The sequence below is a fragment of the Mesorhizobium sp. ES1-3 genome, assembly GCF_020164795.1.
In the GTDB taxonomy this organism is placed as follows: domain Bacteria; phylum Pseudomonadota; class Alphaproteobacteria; order Rhizobiales; family Rhizobiaceae; genus Mesorhizobium.
In genome coordinates this window covers 105,844-121,673 of sequence record NZ_JAIUGW010000003.1, presented here as the reverse complement: position 1 = coordinate 121,673, position 15,830 = coordinate 105,844, and the positions used below count along the sequence as shown (strand labels likewise).

General features: G+C 64.0%; 14 protein-coding genes, 1 pseudogene and 1 riboswitch. Of the genes and pseudogenes, 9 read left to right on the top strand and 6 right to left on the bottom strand.

The features are described from left to right. From LB536_RS05785 to LB536_RS05770, 4 genes are all read right to left on the bottom strand, one after another. Positions 1–2,076, bottom strand: coding sequence for a pilus assembly protein TadG-related protein (locus LB536_RS05785; RefSeq protein WP_263488856.1), 2,076 nt, complete (start codon positions 2,074–2,076; stop codon positions 1–3). Between the two features lie 356 nt (positions 2,077–2,432). Beyond that, positions 2,433–4,088 (bottom strand): chaperonin GroEL, encoded by a 1,656-nt coding sequence (gene groL / locus LB536_RS05780; protein WP_224590440.1) that lies wholly within the window; start codon positions 4,086–4,088, stop codon positions 2,433–2,435. A 65-nt stretch (positions 4,089–4,153) separates the two neighbouring features. Beyond that, on the bottom strand, positions 4,154–4,450 hold the full coding sequence (gene groES / locus LB536_RS05775) for a co-chaperone GroES (protein ID WP_006203049.1): 297 nt from the start codon (positions 4,448–4,450) through the stop codon (positions 4,154–4,156). Between the two features lie 232 nt (positions 4,451–4,682). Beyond that, positions 4,683–5,477 carry a class I SAM-dependent methyltransferase gene (locus LB536_RS05770; RefSeq protein WP_140755685.1) on the bottom strand — a complete coding sequence of 265 codons (795 nt, stop codon included), beginning with the start codon at positions 5,475–5,477 and terminating at the stop codon, positions 4,683–4,685. Positions 5,478–5,548: 71 nt separating this feature from the next. Here LB536_RS05770 and LB536_RS05765 point away from each other — a divergent pair, with 71 nt between their 5' ends. Further along, positions 5,549–6,400 (top strand): hypothetical protein, encoded by an 852-nt coding sequence (locus LB536_RS05765; RefSeq protein ID WP_224590439.1) that lies wholly within the window; start codon positions 5,549–5,551, stop codon positions 6,398–6,400. A 17-nt stretch (positions 6,401–6,417) separates the two neighbouring features. Here LB536_RS05765 and LB536_RS05760 read toward each other — a convergent pair whose 3' ends face one another. Continuing rightward, positions 6,418–7,044: a TetR family transcriptional regulator gene (locus LB536_RS05760; protein ID WP_140755681.1), complete on the bottom strand. Its 627-nt coding sequence runs from the start codon at positions 7,042–7,044 to the stop codon at positions 6,418–6,420. Between the two features lie 125 nt (positions 7,045–7,169). Between LB536_RS05760 and LB536_RS05755 the strand changes: the two genes are divergently transcribed. The 4 genes from LB536_RS05755 (at position 7,170) to LB536_RS05740 (ending at position 11,905) form a co-directional block, all read left to right on the top strand. Further along, on the top strand, positions 7,170–8,357 hold the full coding sequence (locus LB536_RS05755) for an MFS transporter (protein ID WP_224590438.1): 1,188 nt from the start codon (positions 7,170–7,172) through the stop codon (positions 8,355–8,357). Between the two features lie 5 nt (positions 8,358–8,362). After that, entirely contained in the window at positions 8,363–9,643 is a 1,281-nt protein-coding gene (locus LB536_RS05750) for a D-arabinono-1,4-lactone oxidase (RefSeq protein WP_224590625.1), read from the top strand. Continuing rightward, positions 9,640–10,785 carry a DSD1 family PLP-dependent enzyme gene (locus LB536_RS05745; RefSeq protein WP_224590437.1) on the top strand — a complete coding sequence of 382 codons (1,146 nt, stop codon included), beginning with the start codon at positions 9,640–9,642 and terminating at the stop codon, positions 10,783–10,785. Before LB536_RS05750 ends, LB536_RS05745 begins: the two co-directional genes overlap by 4 nt. Before the next feature lie 184 nt (positions 10,786–10,969). After that, positions 10,970–11,905, top strand: a complete 936-nt coding sequence (locus tag LB536_RS05740; RefSeq protein ID WP_224590436.1) for a helix-turn-helix domain-containing GNAT family N-acetyltransferase — start codon at positions 10,970–10,972, stop codon at positions 11,903–11,905. A gap of 7 nt (positions 11,906–11,912) precedes the next feature. Here LB536_RS05740 and LB536_RS05735 read toward each other — a convergent pair. Next, positions 11,913–12,062: pseudogene (locus LB536_RS05735) on the bottom strand (GyrI-like domain-containing protein); the annotation flags it as partial. Between the two features lie 120 nt (positions 12,063–12,182). Continuing rightward, positions 12,183–12,389: riboswitch (cobalamin riboswitch) on the top strand. Between the two features lie 89 nt (positions 12,390–12,478). Between LB536_RS05735 and LB536_RS05730 the strand changes: the two are divergent. Genes LB536_RS05730 through LB536_RS05715 form a run of 4 tightly spaced genes read left to right on the top strand, consistent with a single transcriptional unit; the run spans position 12,479 to position 15,719 of the window. Further along, positions 12,479–12,892, top strand: coding sequence for a DUF1636 family protein (locus LB536_RS05730; protein ID WP_224590435.1), 414 nt, complete (start codon positions 12,479–12,481; stop codon positions 12,890–12,892). Beyond that, the gene (locus LB536_RS05725; protein ID WP_224590434.1) at positions 12,889–13,677 is read left to right on the top strand and encodes an ABC transporter ATP-binding protein; all 789 of its coding nucleotides are present in this window, start codon (positions 12,889–12,891) and stop codon (positions 13,675–13,677) included. Before LB536_RS05730 ends, LB536_RS05725 begins: the two co-directional genes overlap by 4 nt. A gap of 45 nt (positions 13,678–13,722) precedes the next feature. After that, positions 13,723–14,670 (top strand): ABC transporter substrate-binding protein, encoded by a 948-nt coding sequence (locus tag LB536_RS05720; RefSeq protein WP_140755671.1) that lies wholly within the window; start codon positions 13,723–13,725, stop codon positions 14,668–14,670. Beyond that, a complete protein-coding gene (locus LB536_RS05715) occupies positions 14,670–15,719 on the top strand; it encodes a FecCD family ABC transporter permease (RefSeq protein ID WP_181178286.1) in 1,050 nt (349 codons plus the stop codon). The genes LB536_RS05720 and LB536_RS05715 overlap by 1 nt, the downstream gene beginning before the upstream one ends. Positions 15,720–15,830: the final 111 nt, after the last annotated feature.

Here is a 15,830-nt window from a genome sequence, read left to right as displayed (position 1 = left end):
TCACTGGACAAGACTCACTTTGTTGCTGGCGCTGGAGCTGGAAGCGGCGATGCATTCCGACGCCGCGGCCGTGCCGCCTGAGAGCGTGATCAGCGAGCCGATCATCTGCAGGCATTTGCTGGAATCGGATGGCGAGCCCAGAACACTGGACCCACCATTCATGATGATCGGGCCGTAAGGGAAATAGAAGGCGCCGGAGATCTGTGCATTGGAGCCGCCCTCGGCGAAGGTGGCGCCCGCGGTGACCGAAGTCGATGTCGGGCCGATAACGGCGAGCTTCGCCGTGGCGCCGGTCTGCGGCGCGGTCAGCACGATATTGCTGTAGCCGGCCGCCACGCAGAAGACATAGCCGTTGCAGCTTCCCGAGCTCGATTTGGCCTTGCCCGACAGCACCAGCGTCACGTTGACGCCGCTGACGCTGATCGTCGAGCCGCCGCAACTGGCGCTGCCGCCACCGCTTCCGCCAAGCGCGAAATAGCCGTCGATCGTATAGACGCCGGCACCGAGCAGGACGGCGCCCGAGGCGATGAAATTGCCTTCGATGTCGTGCTGCGCCGTGGCCGGCACGACAAAGCAACTGCCACCGCCGCCGCCGTTCACATTGCCGATGACCTGGAACACGCCCGAGCTGGTGGCGTCGGCCATGATGGTCGTGGAGCCGCCGCCGAGCGTGATAGCGTCGCCGTTGCCGCCGGGCCCGATCTTGTAGCTATTCGAGGTGCCGGAGCCGAAGGTGATGACGGCGCCGCCGGTGTTGTTGAGCCCGCCGGGCAATTCGAACGTGCTCGGCCCGCCGAAGGTGAGTTTGCTGGTGTTGCAGAGGCTGACGCGCGCGATGCCGCCGCAGGTGTTGTCGCTGATGCCGAACTTGAAGGTGCCGGCGCCGAAGGTCGTGGTGGCGCCGCCGCCGGTCGTCAGCCCCTTGGTGAAGTTGAAATTGCCGGCGCCGAAAGTGGTGGTTCCCGCGGTGGTGACCTGCTTGCCGATATTGTAGGTGCCGGCGCCGAATGTGGTCGTTCCCGCCGTGGTCAGCGTCTTGGCGAAGTTGTAGGTGCCCGGCCCGAAATTGGTGGTGGCGCTGGTCGTGAGATCGCCGGCGATGTTGTAGACGGTGGTTGCCGCGCCGCTGGTGGCGAAGTTGAGGTTGATGCCGCCGCCAATGGTGATTGTGCCGATATTGACCGTGGTCGTGCTGCCGCAATTCAGCGTCCAGGTCGACGTCGGGGATGCCCAGCTTGCCGTGCAGCCGAGCGCGGTCGCCTGGCCTTGGGTGGAGCCCTGGTTCCAGGCGAAGTCGATGTTGTTGCCGGTGCTGTTGGTCGGCGCTGCCGGCGCCGTCGTCGTCGACATCGCCGCGACCGTGCTGAAACGCGCTACCGCCGCGGCAATGGCGGTATTGCCGGCCAGCGGATCGGGCGTCGATTTCTTGGCGATTACCGCGGCCGTGCCGTTCGGGCCGGTGATGCCGTTGCAAGGCTGGCTGGGCGGCGCCGCCGAGTTGTAGTTCACGCCGATCGCCGAGATGGACGTGCCGCAGGGAACGGTCACGGTGTTATTCGACGACACCGTGCATTTGGGAGCGGTGATCTTGGTGCCACCCGAGAGCGTGATGCCGGTCTGGGTGCCGTCCAGCGCCAGCATGCAGCCGGGGGTCTGCGCCGGGGCGCCGAGTTCGGCGACGGCATTGGCATAGATCTGCAATTGCTGGCGGTCGTTGAGCACGCGCGCCAGAAGCAGTTGTTTCTGGGTGCGGATCGACACCGAGACGGCATTCATGCCCGAAGTCTTGGGAGAGGTGACCAGCGCCGCCTGGACATCGGCGGCCGGGACGCCGTTGAGCGTGGCGACATTGACCGCGGCCGCCGTCATCAGGTCGGTCGATTTCGTCGCATTGTAGGCGAGAGCGCCGGCATAGGCTGCAAGGTCTGCCGTGCGCTGGTTGCCGGCCCGCTCGACCAGCGCGCCGCCATATTCCGTGACGAGCGCCGCCATGCCGATGAGCACCGGCAAGAGCAGCGCTGACATAATGAGGACGTTGCCATCACGGTTACGCACAAACCGGCGGAGTATTTGCATCGATGAAGACCCTGCACGCGCGAGGAGCTCAACTGTGCCGATTAGTAGGCGTGAATGTCTTAAAAATTCTTGTCCGACAAATCGCACAATGATCAGGGGCGTTTGATCAAAGTGCTGATTTAATTGAAGAATTGCACAAAGTTTAGGCAGTTGGTTGGAGCGGCACGGCAGCGTTGCCGATCAAGGGCGGATCGCTAGGCGCTCAAGCCTTCGAATCGAGACAACGAAAAAGGGCGACCTTTCGGCCGCCCTTTCGATAATATTGCGAGGATGGCTGGATTAGAAGTCCATACCGCCACTCAAGCCCGCTTGCGGGCTTGAGCAATGTGAGTTGATGGGCGTGCTTTATGGACTTCTTAGAAGTCCATGCCGCCCATGCCGCCCATGCCGCCGCCGCCCATGCCGCCAGGCATGCCGCCGCCAGCCGAGTCCTTCTTCGGAGCTTCGGCGATCATGGCTTCGGTGGTGACGAGCAGGCCGGCGACCGAGGCCGCGTCCTGGAGGGCCGTGCGCACGACCTTGACCGGATCGACGATACCCATGACGATCATGTCGCCATATTCGCCGGTCTGGGCGTTGTAGCCGAAGGTCGCGCCCTTGTTCTCGAGGATCTTGCCGGCAACGATCGATGCTTCCGCACCGGCGTTGGCCGCGATCTGGCGGGCCGGAGCCTGCAGCGCACGACGAACGATGTTGATGCCGGCAGCCTGGTCGGCATTGGCGCCGGCAGCCTTGATGTTGGCCGAAGCGCGCAGCAGGGCAACGCCACCGCCTGCAACGATGCCTTCTTCCACGGCCGCGCGGGTCGCGTTGAGGGCGTCATCGACGCGGTCCTTCTTTTCCTTGACTTCGACTTCCGTCGCACCGCCGACGCGGATCACGGCAACGCCGCCGGCGAGCTTCGCCAGACGTTCCTGCAGCTTCTCCTTGTCGTAGTCCGAGGTGGTCTCCTCGATCTGCTGCTTGATCTGGGCGACGCGGCCCTGGATCTCTGCCTTCTTGCCCGCGCCGTCGACGATGGTGGTGTTCTCCTTGGAGATCGACACCTTCTTGGCGCGGCCGAGCATGTTGAGGCCGACGTTCTCGAGCTTGATGCCGAGGTCTTCCGAGATGACCTGGCCACCGGTCAGGATGGCGATGTCTTCCAGCATGGCCTTGCGGCGATCACCGAAGCCCGGCGCCTTGACGGCGGCGATCTTCAGGCCGCCACGCAGCTTGTTGACGACCAGCGTGGCCAGGGCCTCGCCTTCGACGTCTTCCGAGATGATGAGCAGCGGCTTCGAGGTCTGCACGACTGCTTCGAGGACCGGCAGCATGGCCTGCAGGTTGGAGAGCTTCTTCTCGTGCAGGAGGATGTAGACGTCCTCCAGTTCGGCAACCATCTTGTCGGCGTTGGTCACGAAGTAGGGCGAGAGGTAGCCGCGGTCGAACTGCATGCCTTCGACGACTTCGAGTTCGGTCTCGGCGGTCTTGGCTTCCTCGACCGTGATGACGCCTTCATTGCCGACCTTCTGCATCGCTTCCGCGATCATCTTGCCGACCGACTCGTCGCCATTGGCCGAGATCGTGCCGACCTGGGCGACTTCCTCGGAGGTCTTGATCTTCTTGGCGGCCTTGCCGAGAGCGGCGACCACCTCGGTGACGGCCAGATCGATGCCGCGCTTCAGGTCCATCGGGTTCATGCCGGCGGCAACCGACTTGTGGCCTTCCTGGACGATCGACTGCGCCAGAACGGTCGCGGTCGTGGTGCCGTCGCCGGCGATGTCGTTGGTCTTCGAAGCAACTTCGCGGACCATCTGCGCGCCCATGTTCTCAAACTTGTCTTCAAGCTCGATTTCCTTGGCGACGGTGACGCCGTCCTTGGTGATGCGCGGGGCGCCGAACGACTTGTCGATGACGACGTTGCGGCCCTTGGGACCGAGCGTGACCTTCACCGCGTCGGCGAGGATGTTGACGCCGCGCAGCATGCGCTCGCGGGCGTCACGGGAGAATTTTACGTCTTTGGCAGCCATGTTTTAGCTCCTGGCAGGGGCTCGGATAGAGCCTGAAAAATTCAAATTGAAGGTGAGGCCGATGATCAGCCGATGATGCCCATGATGTCGGATTCCTTCATGATCAGAAGGTCTTCGCCATTGAGCTTGACTTCGGTGCCCGACCACTTGCCGAACAGGATGCGGTCGCCGGCCTTGACGTCCAGCGGGACCAGCTTGCCAGCTTCGTCGCGGGCACCCGAGCCGACGGCGATGATCTCGCCTTCCTGCGGCTTTTCCTTTGCCGTGTCGGGGATGATGATCCCGCCGGCGGTCTTGGATTCGGATTCGACCCGGCGAACGACCACGCGGTCATGAAGCGGGCGGAACTTCGACTTTGCCATTTTTTCTTCCTCGAATGAGAACGGTGAGAAACAGTTCCTCCGTCCGGCGGCGCCGGACACATAGTTAGCACTCACCAATGGCGAGTGCTAACGTGGCGCTGAAATAGGCCGACGACCTGCGAGAGTCAAGGCGCGCCACAGGAGGCGGTCGTAGGAAATTTTCATGCGCTGCATCGTCGCGGAGAATGTGGCGGTTACTGGCCGCAAAAGCGAAAGAATTTCGCTAGGTCGTTCAGCGCCTCGGCGACCGCAGTACCAAAAGCGGGCATCGCTCGGCGAGCCCGTAGCTGCCGGTTGGAACAATGCGGACGTTACTGAAGAACGCTTCCGCCTCGCTGATGAGTGCCATGGGCGGCGCAAAACTGTAGATGGCCGGCGAGTTCCGATAGACATCGATAGTGGCGATGACCGGCAATTCCCAGCCCGTACGCGCCGAGAGTTCCTGGCGATCAGGGAACAGTGCATCGAACCTTTCCGCGATCGTCTTTACTGGAATTGCATGGTCGGGAGCGGGGCCCGTCGCGGCCATGGCGACGCGCCATTTGAGCTCGTGGAAAGTGGAGACACCGCCAGAAAGCGCAAGCGCTTGCACCGCTGCCGGATCGTCCGGTGTCTCGGGACGGGCAAAGAGACGCAGGCCCGCGCGCCCGTCAGAATGCAGCACGCTGGCAATCGCCGCGAACAGCGCCTCGCGCACGGCTGAAAAGCCTAGCGCCGACAGGCAGCCGTCGCCGATCACCGCATCGACGCTTGCGCGCGAAACCGGTAGGTCGAGCCAGTCGCAGTTGATGGCCTTTCGCGACGCTGTATCACCTGGCCAGATTCCGGCGATCATGTCGGAGGATTCATCGACGGCCATCATGGTCGCGCCGAGCCCGGCGAGTTCCGGCGTCACGCCGAGCAGAACGACATGTGCCTCCGAAAGGTAGAGTTCGCGCTGGTAGGTTTCCACAGCTTCGGCAGGCGGCCGCAGCGGTGGCCCGAGCAACTCCCAGTGCCGTCGAATGGCATTCCAATGGTCGGTCATCCCTGGCCCCAACCAGCATTGTGTTCAGACGCATAATCGAAGACGCTAATGAAACCAAGTGCGGGGGGCACATGACACGCATCGCGGTTATTACGCATGAGTTCGACAGGTTCGAACGCCGGCGTGGCCCGCTGTTGCGCCGCGACAGTCCCTACATGCTCTTTGATCTGCTGGAAGAACTGAAGCGGCGCGGCCATTCCGTCCGCATACTCTCAGGAACGTCGGCGAAGCCCGAAGCAGACATAGCGGTGCTGCATGTCGATGCGACCGTGACGCCGCCCGAATATGTCGAATACGCGCGCGCTTTTCCGTTCTGCCTGAACATCGGGGCAGCCGACATCTCCAAGCGCCTAATCAGCGGCGCCGTCATCGGCAGGGACGACGACTGGCCAGGTCCGGTCATCGTCAAGAGCAATCTCAACAATCTGGGAATGCGGGAACAGTCGCTTAACCGGCGATCGCGACGTGCCGGAAAGCCGGAGCCATTTCCCGGTGCCGAGCTTATCGAGGGCTACCGCGTCTGTACTTCCCTTTCGGATGTTGCGCCTGCGGTGTTCGACCGCGGGGATCTCGTCGTCGAAAAATTCATTCCCGAGCCGGAACCGGACGGCTTTGGCGCCCGCTTCTGGATATTTTGCGGGGAGCGCGAGCGCTGCACCCGCCATGTTTCTTCGCAAAGCCTGGTCAAAGGCGACGACACGATCCGTCGTGAGCCGGTTCCGGTTCCCGAGGAGCTTCGTGCGCTAAGGCGCGAGCTTGGCTTTGACTATGGCAAGTTCGATTTTGTCATGCATGAGGGCAGGGCGGTGCTGCTTGACGCCAATAAGACACCAGGCGGTGCCCGCAATCTTTCCGCCTTTCTCGCCGCCGGCAACGCCAATCTGGCCGACGGTTTCGAAGGCCTCATCCGCCGGGCGAGATAGTCTCGAGCCGGCATTGGTCAGAGGAACAACCGCAACTGGGTGTGGATGATCGAGCGGTAATCCTCGATGGTCCGGCGGCTTTCCGCGTCGCTCTGCGCAAGCGCCAGGCGCACGACGCCGCCGGCGAGCTGGAAGATCAGCACAACCATGCGTTCGAACTGCTCGTGCTTGTCCGGCTCGAGCAAGGCGATGACATGGTCGCAGAACATCTTGGCTTGATGCCGGGTTTCGGCGATGTCGAGATTCTTGAGTGCCTTGTCGGCCTGGATGGCGTTCTGCAGATCCTGGATGGCCGGATCGCCGGCGACACGGCCGAAATAGTCGTCAAGCAGCCGGTCGGCCGCGGCGATGATGTCCCTGGCTTCTCTGACATCGGCGATAATCGCCGCCAATCGCGCCCGGCTGACCTCGGAAAACCGCTCATAGAGCATTGCCAGGATCGCCGACTTGTTGGGGAAGTAATGGTAGACGGTGGCGATCGGTCCGCCCGCCAGCATGCCGACCTCCTTCATGGTGACGGCGTCGATGCCCTTCTCGCCGATCAGCCGCATGGTGGTCGACAGGATAGCGTCGATGCGCTCGCGGCTGCGCTCCTGCTTGGGTCTGCGCCTCGGCTCGGTGGCCGTTCGACTTGCTTGCGTCATGCACCGATCTTTCGCACGGGTTCTCAAATTCCGGTTGACATGAAATATGATCAAGTATCAGTTTCTGAAATGCTGACAGAGTGTCAGCATTTCTGCCGCGCGGCAAGGACGTTGGGAGGGCGCCTTTGACTTCGACAAGCACCAGTCTTCAGGGCGATGGCGACTGGCTGGTTGGCAACCCGACCGGCGGGCAGCTTGCCTCGGCCTTGTGGATCGGGTCGGTCGGCCTGCTCATTCTCGGTCTGCAGCCCGTCCTGCTCGGCGCGCTCTACACCGAGGGCCATGTCAGCGGCGACGAACTGGCACTGGTCGCCACCGCCGAGATGATCGCCATCGCGATCGGCTCGGCGATCGTTGCGATGCTGCTCTCCGCCCACAGGATGCGCTGGAAAAGCGCGGTCCTCCTGCTGCTGCTGGCGCTGGCCAATGTGTGGACCGCCTATGCCGCCGGCGCCAGCACGCTGATGGCGGCGCGCGCGCTGGCCGGCCTTGCCGAAGGCGGCCTCGTCGCGATCGCCACCGAACTGATCGCCCGCTCGCGGCGCGCCGAACGCATCGGCGGCTATTTCGTCACCATGCAGACGCTGGCGCAATGCGCCCTTGCGCTGCTGCTGGCGCTCTATGTCATCCCCGCCGCCGGATCGGCGGGGGGCTTCCTCGTTCTTGCCGTCGTCTGCGTGGTGTCGCTGGTGGTCGCCTTCGCTGTCCCCGCCGATTATGCCGACCTGCCGAAGCAAGAAAACCTCGCCAATGTGCTGACGGTTCCTTCGATCACCGCGCTGTTGTCGGTCTTCTGCTACTTCATGTTCTTCGGCGCGGTCTGGGCCTTTCTGGAGCCGCTCGGCGCACAATTCGGCATCGACGGCCGCACGGTCGGGCTGATCGTCTCGGCCAGCCTCGCGGCGCAGGTGCTGGGCGCGATGACGGCGACCGTGTTCGAGGCGCGCATAGACTATCGCCTCGCCATCGCGGCGATCGGCATCGTCGCGCTTGCCGCCTCGCTCGTGCTTGCCAGCGGACCTGGCCTCACGACATTCTGGGTCGCCGCCCTGGTCATGGGTTTTATCCTGCTGTTCATCGTGCCCTACCAGATCCGGCTGGCGATCACCGCCGACGAGACGCGCGCCGCCGTGCTGCTGGTGCCGGCCGCCCAGCTTTTCGGCCTGGCGATCGGTCCGGTCGCGGCGTCGCTGCTCATCGACGGCAAGGATTTTCGCCCGGTTCCGGAATTCGCCGCCGCAAGTGCCGTCGCCAGCGTGGCGCTGCTCGGCCTGTTTGTACTCGTCGCACGGCGTCGCCGGGTTGTTGCGTGAGCACCATGGCGAACAGCTGGAGCAACTGGTCGGGCTTTGTCACGGCCGAGCCGCGGTTGCTTGCCAGCCCCGCCGATGCCGGCGAACTCGGCGATCTCATTCGCACCGCACCCGGCCCGGTCCGCGTCGTCGGCGCCGGTCACTCCTTCACGCCATTGGTGAAGTCGCAAGGCACCATCCTGTCGCTGGAGAAGCTGGAAGGGCTGGTCTCGCATGACGCGAAAAGAAATCAGGCGCGCGTACGGGCAGGGACGCGGCTTGGTTCGCTCATGCACATCCTGCAAGGCATCGGCCAGGGCCTGCCCAACATGGGCGACATCGACCGCCAGGCGATAGCCGGCGCGCTGGGCACGGCTACCCATGGTTCGGGGCCGACGCTCGGCGCCTATCACACGCAGTTGGAAACGGTGCAGATCGTCGACGGGCTCGGCAAGGTCCGCGAATTCAAGCGGGAAGGGGATCGGGAGACGATCCATGCCATCGGCGTCGCCCTCGGTGCCTTCGGTGTGCTCAGCGAAGTGACGCTGAACAACATCGCGACCTACCGGCTGCGGCGCCGCAAATGGGTGCTGCCGATAGGCGACATGCTGCGCGATTTCGAAACGATGATGGCCGCGCACCGGTCGGCCGAATTCTATTACATTCCCTTCTCCGGCTACGCGCAGTTCATCGCCAGCGACTTCAGCACCGAAGCCACGACGATGCGCCCGACCGACGACGACGAGGGCTCCTTGCGCACGTTGCGCCGCTTGCGCACCGGGCTTGCCTGGCTGCCGTCGCTGCGCCGCAGGTTGATCCGTGGCGCCGTCGCCAAGGTGCCGGCCGAGGATTATGTGCAGGACTGGCTCAACGTCTACGCCAGCGACCGGCAGACCAGGTTCAACGAAATGGAATATCACCTTCCCTTCGAGGAGGGGCCGAAGGTGCTGGCCGAAATCATCGATCTGACCGAGAAGCATTTTCCGGAGGTCTATTTCCCGATGGAAGTGCGGTCGGTGGCATCGGACGAATTCTGGCTCTCGCCCTTTCACAAAAGGTTCACCTGCTCGATCGCCATCCACCACGATGCAGCGAACGATCCGCTGCCGTTCATGCGTGCGGCCGAGCCGATCTTCCGCAGATATGGCGGCAGGCCGCACTGGGGCAAGATGCACAGCCTGAAAGCGGCCGATCTGAAAAAGCTCTATCCGCGCTGGGACGATGCGATGGCGGTGCGCCGCGACATCGATCCGCAAAACCGCTTCGTCTCGCCCTATATCGCCGATCTCTTCGGCATCGAACAATGAGAGCCTATTTCGCCACGCTTTCGGATGCGCTGAAGCAGGCGGGCATCTTCCAACCCAGCCTGCTGCTCGACCGCGATCGGCTGGATGGCAACATCGCCCTGGTGAAAGAGAGGCTTGATGCCAGCCTTGCCGTACGGCTGGTCGACAAGTCGCTCGCTTGCCTGCCGCTGCTTGCCCATATTGGCAAGGCGCTTGGAACCCACCGCTTCATGACCTTCCATCCGCCGATCAGCGAGGCGGTGCTGAGGGCGTTTCCGGATGCGGATCTGCTGTACGGCAAACCGATGCCGGTCGGCGCGGCAAGGGCGGTGCTTTCCAGAGGCGAGGTGGCCTGGTCGCGGGTATGCTGGCTGATCGATACGCAGGAGAGGCTGGCTAACTATGGCGCGCTCGCCGACGAACTCGGCGTCGAGCTGCGCATCGCTTTCGAAATCGATGTCGGACTGCATCGTGGCGGCTTCGCCGATCCGGATGCCCTGTCGCAGGCTCTGACGGCGCTGCCGGCCCATAAAGGGCTGCGCTGTGAGGGCGTCATGGCCTATGAGGCGCATGCGCCGCACATACCCGCCCTGTTCGGCGGACCGGCCAAGGCGTTGGCGCAAGCCTCGAAACGGGCCGCCGCTTTCGTCGCGCGCCTCGGCATGAACCAGCGCCATATCTTGAACATTGGCGGCAGCAAGACCGCGCTGCTTCATCATGGCGGCACCGCCAACGAAGTGTCGATGGGCTCGGCCTTCGTGCTGCCCGGCGATTTCGACACGCCAGGTCTCCGCGGCTTTCAGCCGGCGGCCTTCATCGCAACGCCCATTCTGAAGGTGGTCGAGCCGATGCTGCCCGGCCCGCCGGCGGTCTCGCGTCTGCTGCAGGCGCTCGGCCGGTTTCCGCGCAAGGGCTGCTATCTCTATAGCGGCAAATGGATGGCCGAACCGGTGTTTCCCGAAGGCATGGATACGAACGGTCTGCTTGGCCTGTCCTCCAACCAGCAATTCATGTCCCTGCCCGCCGAAGCCGTCGTCAGGCCGGGCGACTACGCATTCCTGCGGCCGACGCAGAGCGAAGCCGTGCTGCAGCAGCTCGGGCCGATCGCGGTGCTTTCCGGTGGCAGGATCGTCGACCGCTGGCCGGTGCTGCCGATGGGGTGATGGCTGTCGTCTCGGCGTCGCCATTGGCGCCTGCATCTGCAATGTCGTCATTCCAGGGTCTGCGCGCGTCGCTGCGCTCCCTGCTCCGCACAAGAATGACGAAGTTGTGAGGCGCCTCGTTGCAACGATTTTATTGACTCAGTCAACTAAATGACTGATCCTGTCCAGGACAGGAGGAACCCCCATGACGATCCACGACCACCCCGGCAAGGAACGCATCGACGCGGTGCGCTCCTTCAACCGGTTCTACACCCGCCAGATCGGTGTGCTCGACGAAGGCTGGCTGAAAAGCACCTTTTCGCTTACCGAGGCGCGGGTGCTCTATGAGCTTGCCCATCGCGACGGGCTCGTCGCCAGCGACCTGGTGCGCGATCTCGGCCTTGACCCCGGCTATGTCAGCCGTTTGCTCAAAAAATTCGAGGAGCGCGGTCTGGTCGAGCGCGAAGCCACCGAGGCGGACGCGCGCCGCGCCTCGATCGCGCTGACGCCAGCGGGTAGGGAAGCCTTCGCGCCGCTCAACCAGGATTCGCACGACCAGGTGCGCGCGCTACTCGATCGCCTGGCGCCCGTCGATCAGGATCGGCTGGTCAAGGCCATGCGCATCGTCCAGGACCTGCTCGGCGACAGACCCGAACCCAAGGTGCCTTACATCCTGCGGCCGCTGCAGGTTGGCGACATCGGCTGGGTCACGCGCCGCCAGGGCATGCTCTACGCCCAGGACTATGGTTGGGACGAAACCTACGAGGCACTGGTGGCTGAGATCCTCGGCGAGTTCGTCAAGAATTTCGATCCGAAATGGGAGCGCGGCTGGATCGCCGAGCGGGAAGGTGAGGTCGTCGGCTCGGTCTTCGTCGTGCGCAAGTCGGATCAGGTGGCCAAGCTGCGGCTGCTCTATGTCGAACCTTCGGCGCGCGGCCTCGGCATCGGCAAGCGCCTGGTCGAGGAATGCATCGGCTTCGCCCGCGCCAGGGGCTACAAGACGCTGACCCTATGGACCAACGACATTCTGACCGCGGCCCGGCACATCTACCAGGCGGCCGGTTTCAAGCTGATCGAGGAAGAGCCTCACCATTCCTTCGGCAAGGATCTGGTCGGACAGAACTGGGATCTGGAGCTGTAGCGGCGCGTCATGCCTTGACCGGCACCCAGATCTCCAGCCCGCCATTACCGGTGCGGCCATCGAATTCGGGCCCATAGCGCTCGAATTCCGGCGCGTCGGCGATTTCATGGCCGGAGGCGGGCAGCCAGCCGTTCCAGATCGTGTTGATCGTACGCCGATGAAAAAACGGCAACGGCTGTCAGGCGGTCGGACGCAAAGTCGACGACAGGCTTGCTCTCAGGTCCGTTCTGTTATAACAAAACGAAGCAATCGCCTTGCCTCGCCGTCGCGCGCGGCCTAGGCTGCGACTCGTGATGGTCCCCGAGCCGAAAGGCGAGGGGTGAAAAGGGAACGCGGTGAGACCCCATGGGGTCGAGGCCGCGGCTGCCCCCGCAACTGTAAGCGGTGAGCAAGATCCGGAACGCCACTGGCCGGCAAGGCTGGGAAGGCAGGATTGCGCAGAGACCCGTGAGCCAGGAGACCTGCCATCACTGAGTTGACCGGACGGGGTGTGCCGGGAGGAAACGTGGACATCGGTCTTGTCGGCCGGTCGACCAACATCCTTCCGTCGCCAGTTTTGAAAGTGACGGGAAGTTGGACGGCGCAATCGATCGTATTCACCCCGGCTCCATGCACCAGATCATCGTGTGCACCCTTTGCCGCGACGTGCCGACCGGCGCCAGGTCGGGCGAAGGTTTGTGCGCCGAGTTGCGCTCCCGCCTCTCGGCCCAGCCTGACGTGGCGCATGGTTTCACGGTCGAGGGCGTGGCTTGCATGGCGGGTTGCGCGCGTCCCCTTGCAGTGGCTTTCCAGGCGCCAGGCAAGGCCGCCTATCTCTTCGGGTCGATCGACGCGCAGGTCGACGCCGCCGATCTCGTGCGGTTTGCCAGGCTCTACGCTTCGCTTCCCGACGGCTGGTGCAATTCCGGACAACGTCCGCCGCGCCTGGCCGGCAAGACGCTGGCCCGCATCCCGGCACCGGGCAAACCGGCGGATGGCAACCAATGACAACGCCGCTTCTCGATGCGCGCGACCTGGGCGCGATGGCGAATGGCCGGCATCTGGTCCATGCCGTCAGCCTGTCGGTGACGTCAGGCGACCGCCTCGCCATCATTGGTCCCAACGGCGCCGGCAAGACCACGCTGCTGCGCATGTTGTCGGGCATGCTCCGGCCGAGCCTCGGCGAGGTGAAGCTCGGCGGGCGGCGCCTGGATGGGATTTCGCCCGCCGAACGGGCCCTGCATATCGCCGTCGTGGGCCAGGCCGACCAGCCGGACCCACGGCTGGCGGTGATCGATTATGTCGAGCTTGGCCGCGTCCCGCATGCCGGCCTGAGGCGCCGCGGCGAGGAACGCGACATCGTCGTGGACGCGCTGCGCCGGACCGGCCTGTTGCCGCTGCTCGGCCGGACCATCGGCTCGCTGTCTGGTGGCGAACGCCAGCGCGCCCAGCTTGCACGTGCCATCGCGCAGGAGCCCAAAATCCTATTCCTCGACGAGCCGACCAACCACCTCGACCCGCGCGCCCGCGCGCAACTGCTCGAACTGGTGGCCGGCTTCGGCATGACGGTGATCGCGGTGCTGCACGATCTGACGCTGGTGGCACCCTTCGCCACCAGGGTCGCGGTGATGAACGAGGCCCGGCTGCAGGCGCTGGCGCCGCCGCACGAGGCGCTGACGCAGCAGCTGATCCGCGAGATTTTCGGCGTCGACGTGTTGCGCCTGCGCCATCCCACCGAGGACCGCGAACTGACGGTGTTCGACCTTCCGAACCGCGCCGCACCGCCGTCCTGATCAAATCCATCCTTGTCCGACACGTTCAACCAAGGAGCAAAGTCCGTGAAACGCCTCGCCTTGTCCCTCGTCGTCTCGCTGCTGGCCTCGACGGCCTTTGCCTTCCCCGTCACCGTCGACAGCTGCGGCAAGCCGCTGACCTTCGACGCGCCGCCGAAGCGCGCCGTCATCCATGATCTCAACATGGCCGAGATGGCCTTCGCGCTGAAGCTGCAGCCATCTATCGTCGGCCTGACCGGTATCACCGGATGGTACAAGGTCGCCCCCGAATTCAAGGCTGAGCAGGGCTCCATTCCCGAACTGGCGCCGAAATATCCGACGCTGGAGAATCTCATCGCCGTCGAGCCCGACTTCTTCTTCGCCGGCTGGTACTACGGCATGAAGCCCGGCGGCGAGGTGACCCCCGACACGCTCGCACCGCACGGCATCAAGACGCTGGTGCTGACCGAAAGCTGCGTCCATCTCGACAAGAGCCGCCCGGCCGCCTCCATGGACCTGCTCTATGGCGACGTCGAAAAGCTGGGCAAGGTCTTCGGCAAGGAGGCGGAAGCGGAAAAGCTTGTCGCCGGCTGGAAGGCGCAACTCGCCGATATCATCGCCAAGGTCGGCAGCGCCAAGGGAACACGCGTGTTCCTGTACGATTCCGGCGAGGACAAGCCGTTTACCGCGGGAAAGTTCGCCATCCCCAGCGCCATGATATCGGCAGCCGGCGGCGACAACATCATGGCCGACATGGATACTAGCTGGGGCAACACGGATTGGGAAACGGTGGCGGCGCGCAATCCGCAATTCCTCATCCTGCTCGATTATCAGGACGGCGGCGGTTACAGGAAACTGCTCGATTTCCTGAAGGCGCACCCGGCGATGAAGGAGACGGACGCGGTCAGGAACGAGCGCTTCGTGGCGCTTCGCTATGCCGAACTGACGCCAGGACCGGCGAACATCGAAGCCATCGGCAAGATCGCCAGGGCGATGCATCCGGAAGCGTTCTGATGGGTCTTGCCCGAGAGCACAAATCCGGCGCGCTTTCAGGGCACAAGGCCTTCACGCTGGCCATGACGGCGGGCGCGGTGGCGCTCGTCGCTCTCGCGCTGCTGTCGATCGCTTACGGCTCGACGCTGATACCTCTAACCGATGTCGTCGCCGCACTTGGCCGTGCCATCGGGCTGGATGAGCCCGGGATATCGGGCCCGGTCGGCAAGATCGTCGTCGACTTGCGGCTGCCGCGCACGATCCTGGCGATCTGTGTCGGCGGCGGGCTGGGTATCGTCGGCGCGCTTTTGCAGACGGTGACCCGCAACGACCTTGCCGACCCTTTCCTGTTCGGCCTGTCGTCGGGGGCCGCTGCCGGCGCGGTTTCCGTCATCACCGTCTTTGGTGACAGCTTCGGCATCTGGACCTTGCCTGTGGCTGCGTTCACCGGCGGCATACTCGCCGCCTCCATCGTGCTTTTGCTGGTGGCGCGGGTGAGGGGGCAAGGTCCCGAACGGCTGATCCTCGCCGGCCTTGCCGTCTCTTTCATGTTCACGGCCTTGACCAACTATCTGGTTTTTGCCGGCGACCAGCGCGCGGCCCATTCGGTGCTGTTCTGGACCATGGGCGGGCTCGGGCTGGCGCGCTGGGACAATGTGTGGCTGGGCGCGGTCGGCGCTGGCACGATCGCGGCTTACGGACTGTGGAACCACCGCAAGCTGGACGCTTTCCTGGCCGGCGAAAGCGCCGCCGAAAGTCTCGGCGTGCCGGTGGCCCGCATGCGCAGGACGACATTTCTCGTGGCGGCTTTCTCGACGGCAATCCTCGTCTCGGTCGCCGGCGTCATCGGCTTTGTCGGATTGATGATCCCGCATCTGTCGCGGCCACTGGCCGGTCCCTTGCATCTGCGCCTGATCGCAAGTTGCGCGGTTTTCGGGGCGATGCTCCTGCTGGCAAGCGATCTTCTGGCCCGGACCTTGCTGCCGCCGCAGGAACTGCCGATCGGCATCATCACCAGCTCGCTCGGCGCGTTCTTCGTCGTCACCATGGTTGTTCGAAACCGCCTTTGAAGACGGCGTCCGCGCGTTTCGCATGAGAGGGGCGTTCACCTGTCGCTAACCAGGATCGCGTTGCAGACCTGCCATGCGCATTTTTCCGGCTTTCGTGGCGATGTGGTATCT

Excerpts from the sequence above, each read along its gene's own strand:
- LB536_RS05785 (WP_263488856.1), bottom strand. The coding sequence starts at position 2,076 with ATGCAAATACTCCGCCGGTTTGTGCGTAACCGTGATGGCAACGTCCTC.
- groL (WP_224590440.1), bottom strand. The coding sequence starts at position 4,088 with ATGGCTGCCAAAGACGTAAAATTCTCCCGTGACGCCCGCGAGCGCATG.
- groES (WP_006203049.1), bottom strand. The coding sequence starts at position 4,450 with ATGGCAAAGTCGAAGTTCCGCCCGCTTCATGACCGCGTGGTCGTTCGC.
- LB536_RS05770 (WP_140755685.1), bottom strand. The coding sequence starts at position 5,477 with ATGACCGACCATTGGAATGCCATTCGACGGCACTGGGAGTTGCTCGGG.
- LB536_RS05765 (WP_224590439.1), top strand. The coding sequence starts at position 5,549 with ATGACACGCATCGCGGTTATTACGCATGAGTTCGACAGGTTCGAACGC.
- LB536_RS05760 (WP_140755681.1), bottom strand. The coding sequence starts at position 7,044 with ATGACGCAAGCAAGTCGAACGGCCACCGAGCCGAGGCGCAGACCCAAG.
- LB536_RS05750 (WP_224590625.1), top strand. The coding sequence starts at position 8,363 with ATGGCGAACAGCTGGAGCAACTGGTCGGGCTTTGTCACGGCCGAGCCG.
- LB536_RS05745 (WP_224590437.1), top strand. The coding sequence starts at position 9,640 with ATGAGAGCCTATTTCGCCACGCTTTCGGATGCGCTGAAGCAGGCGGGC.
- LB536_RS05740 (WP_224590436.1), top strand. The coding sequence starts at position 10,970 with ATGACGATCCACGACCACCCCGGCAAGGAACGCATCGACGCGGTGCGC.
- LB536_RS05725 (WP_224590434.1), top strand. The coding sequence starts at position 12,889 with ATGACAACGCCGCTTCTCGATGCGCGCGACCTGGGCGCGATGGCGAAT.
- LB536_RS05715 (WP_181178286.1), top strand. The coding sequence starts at position 14,670 with ATGGGTCTTGCCCGAGAGCACAAATCCGGCGCGCTTTCAGGGCACAAG.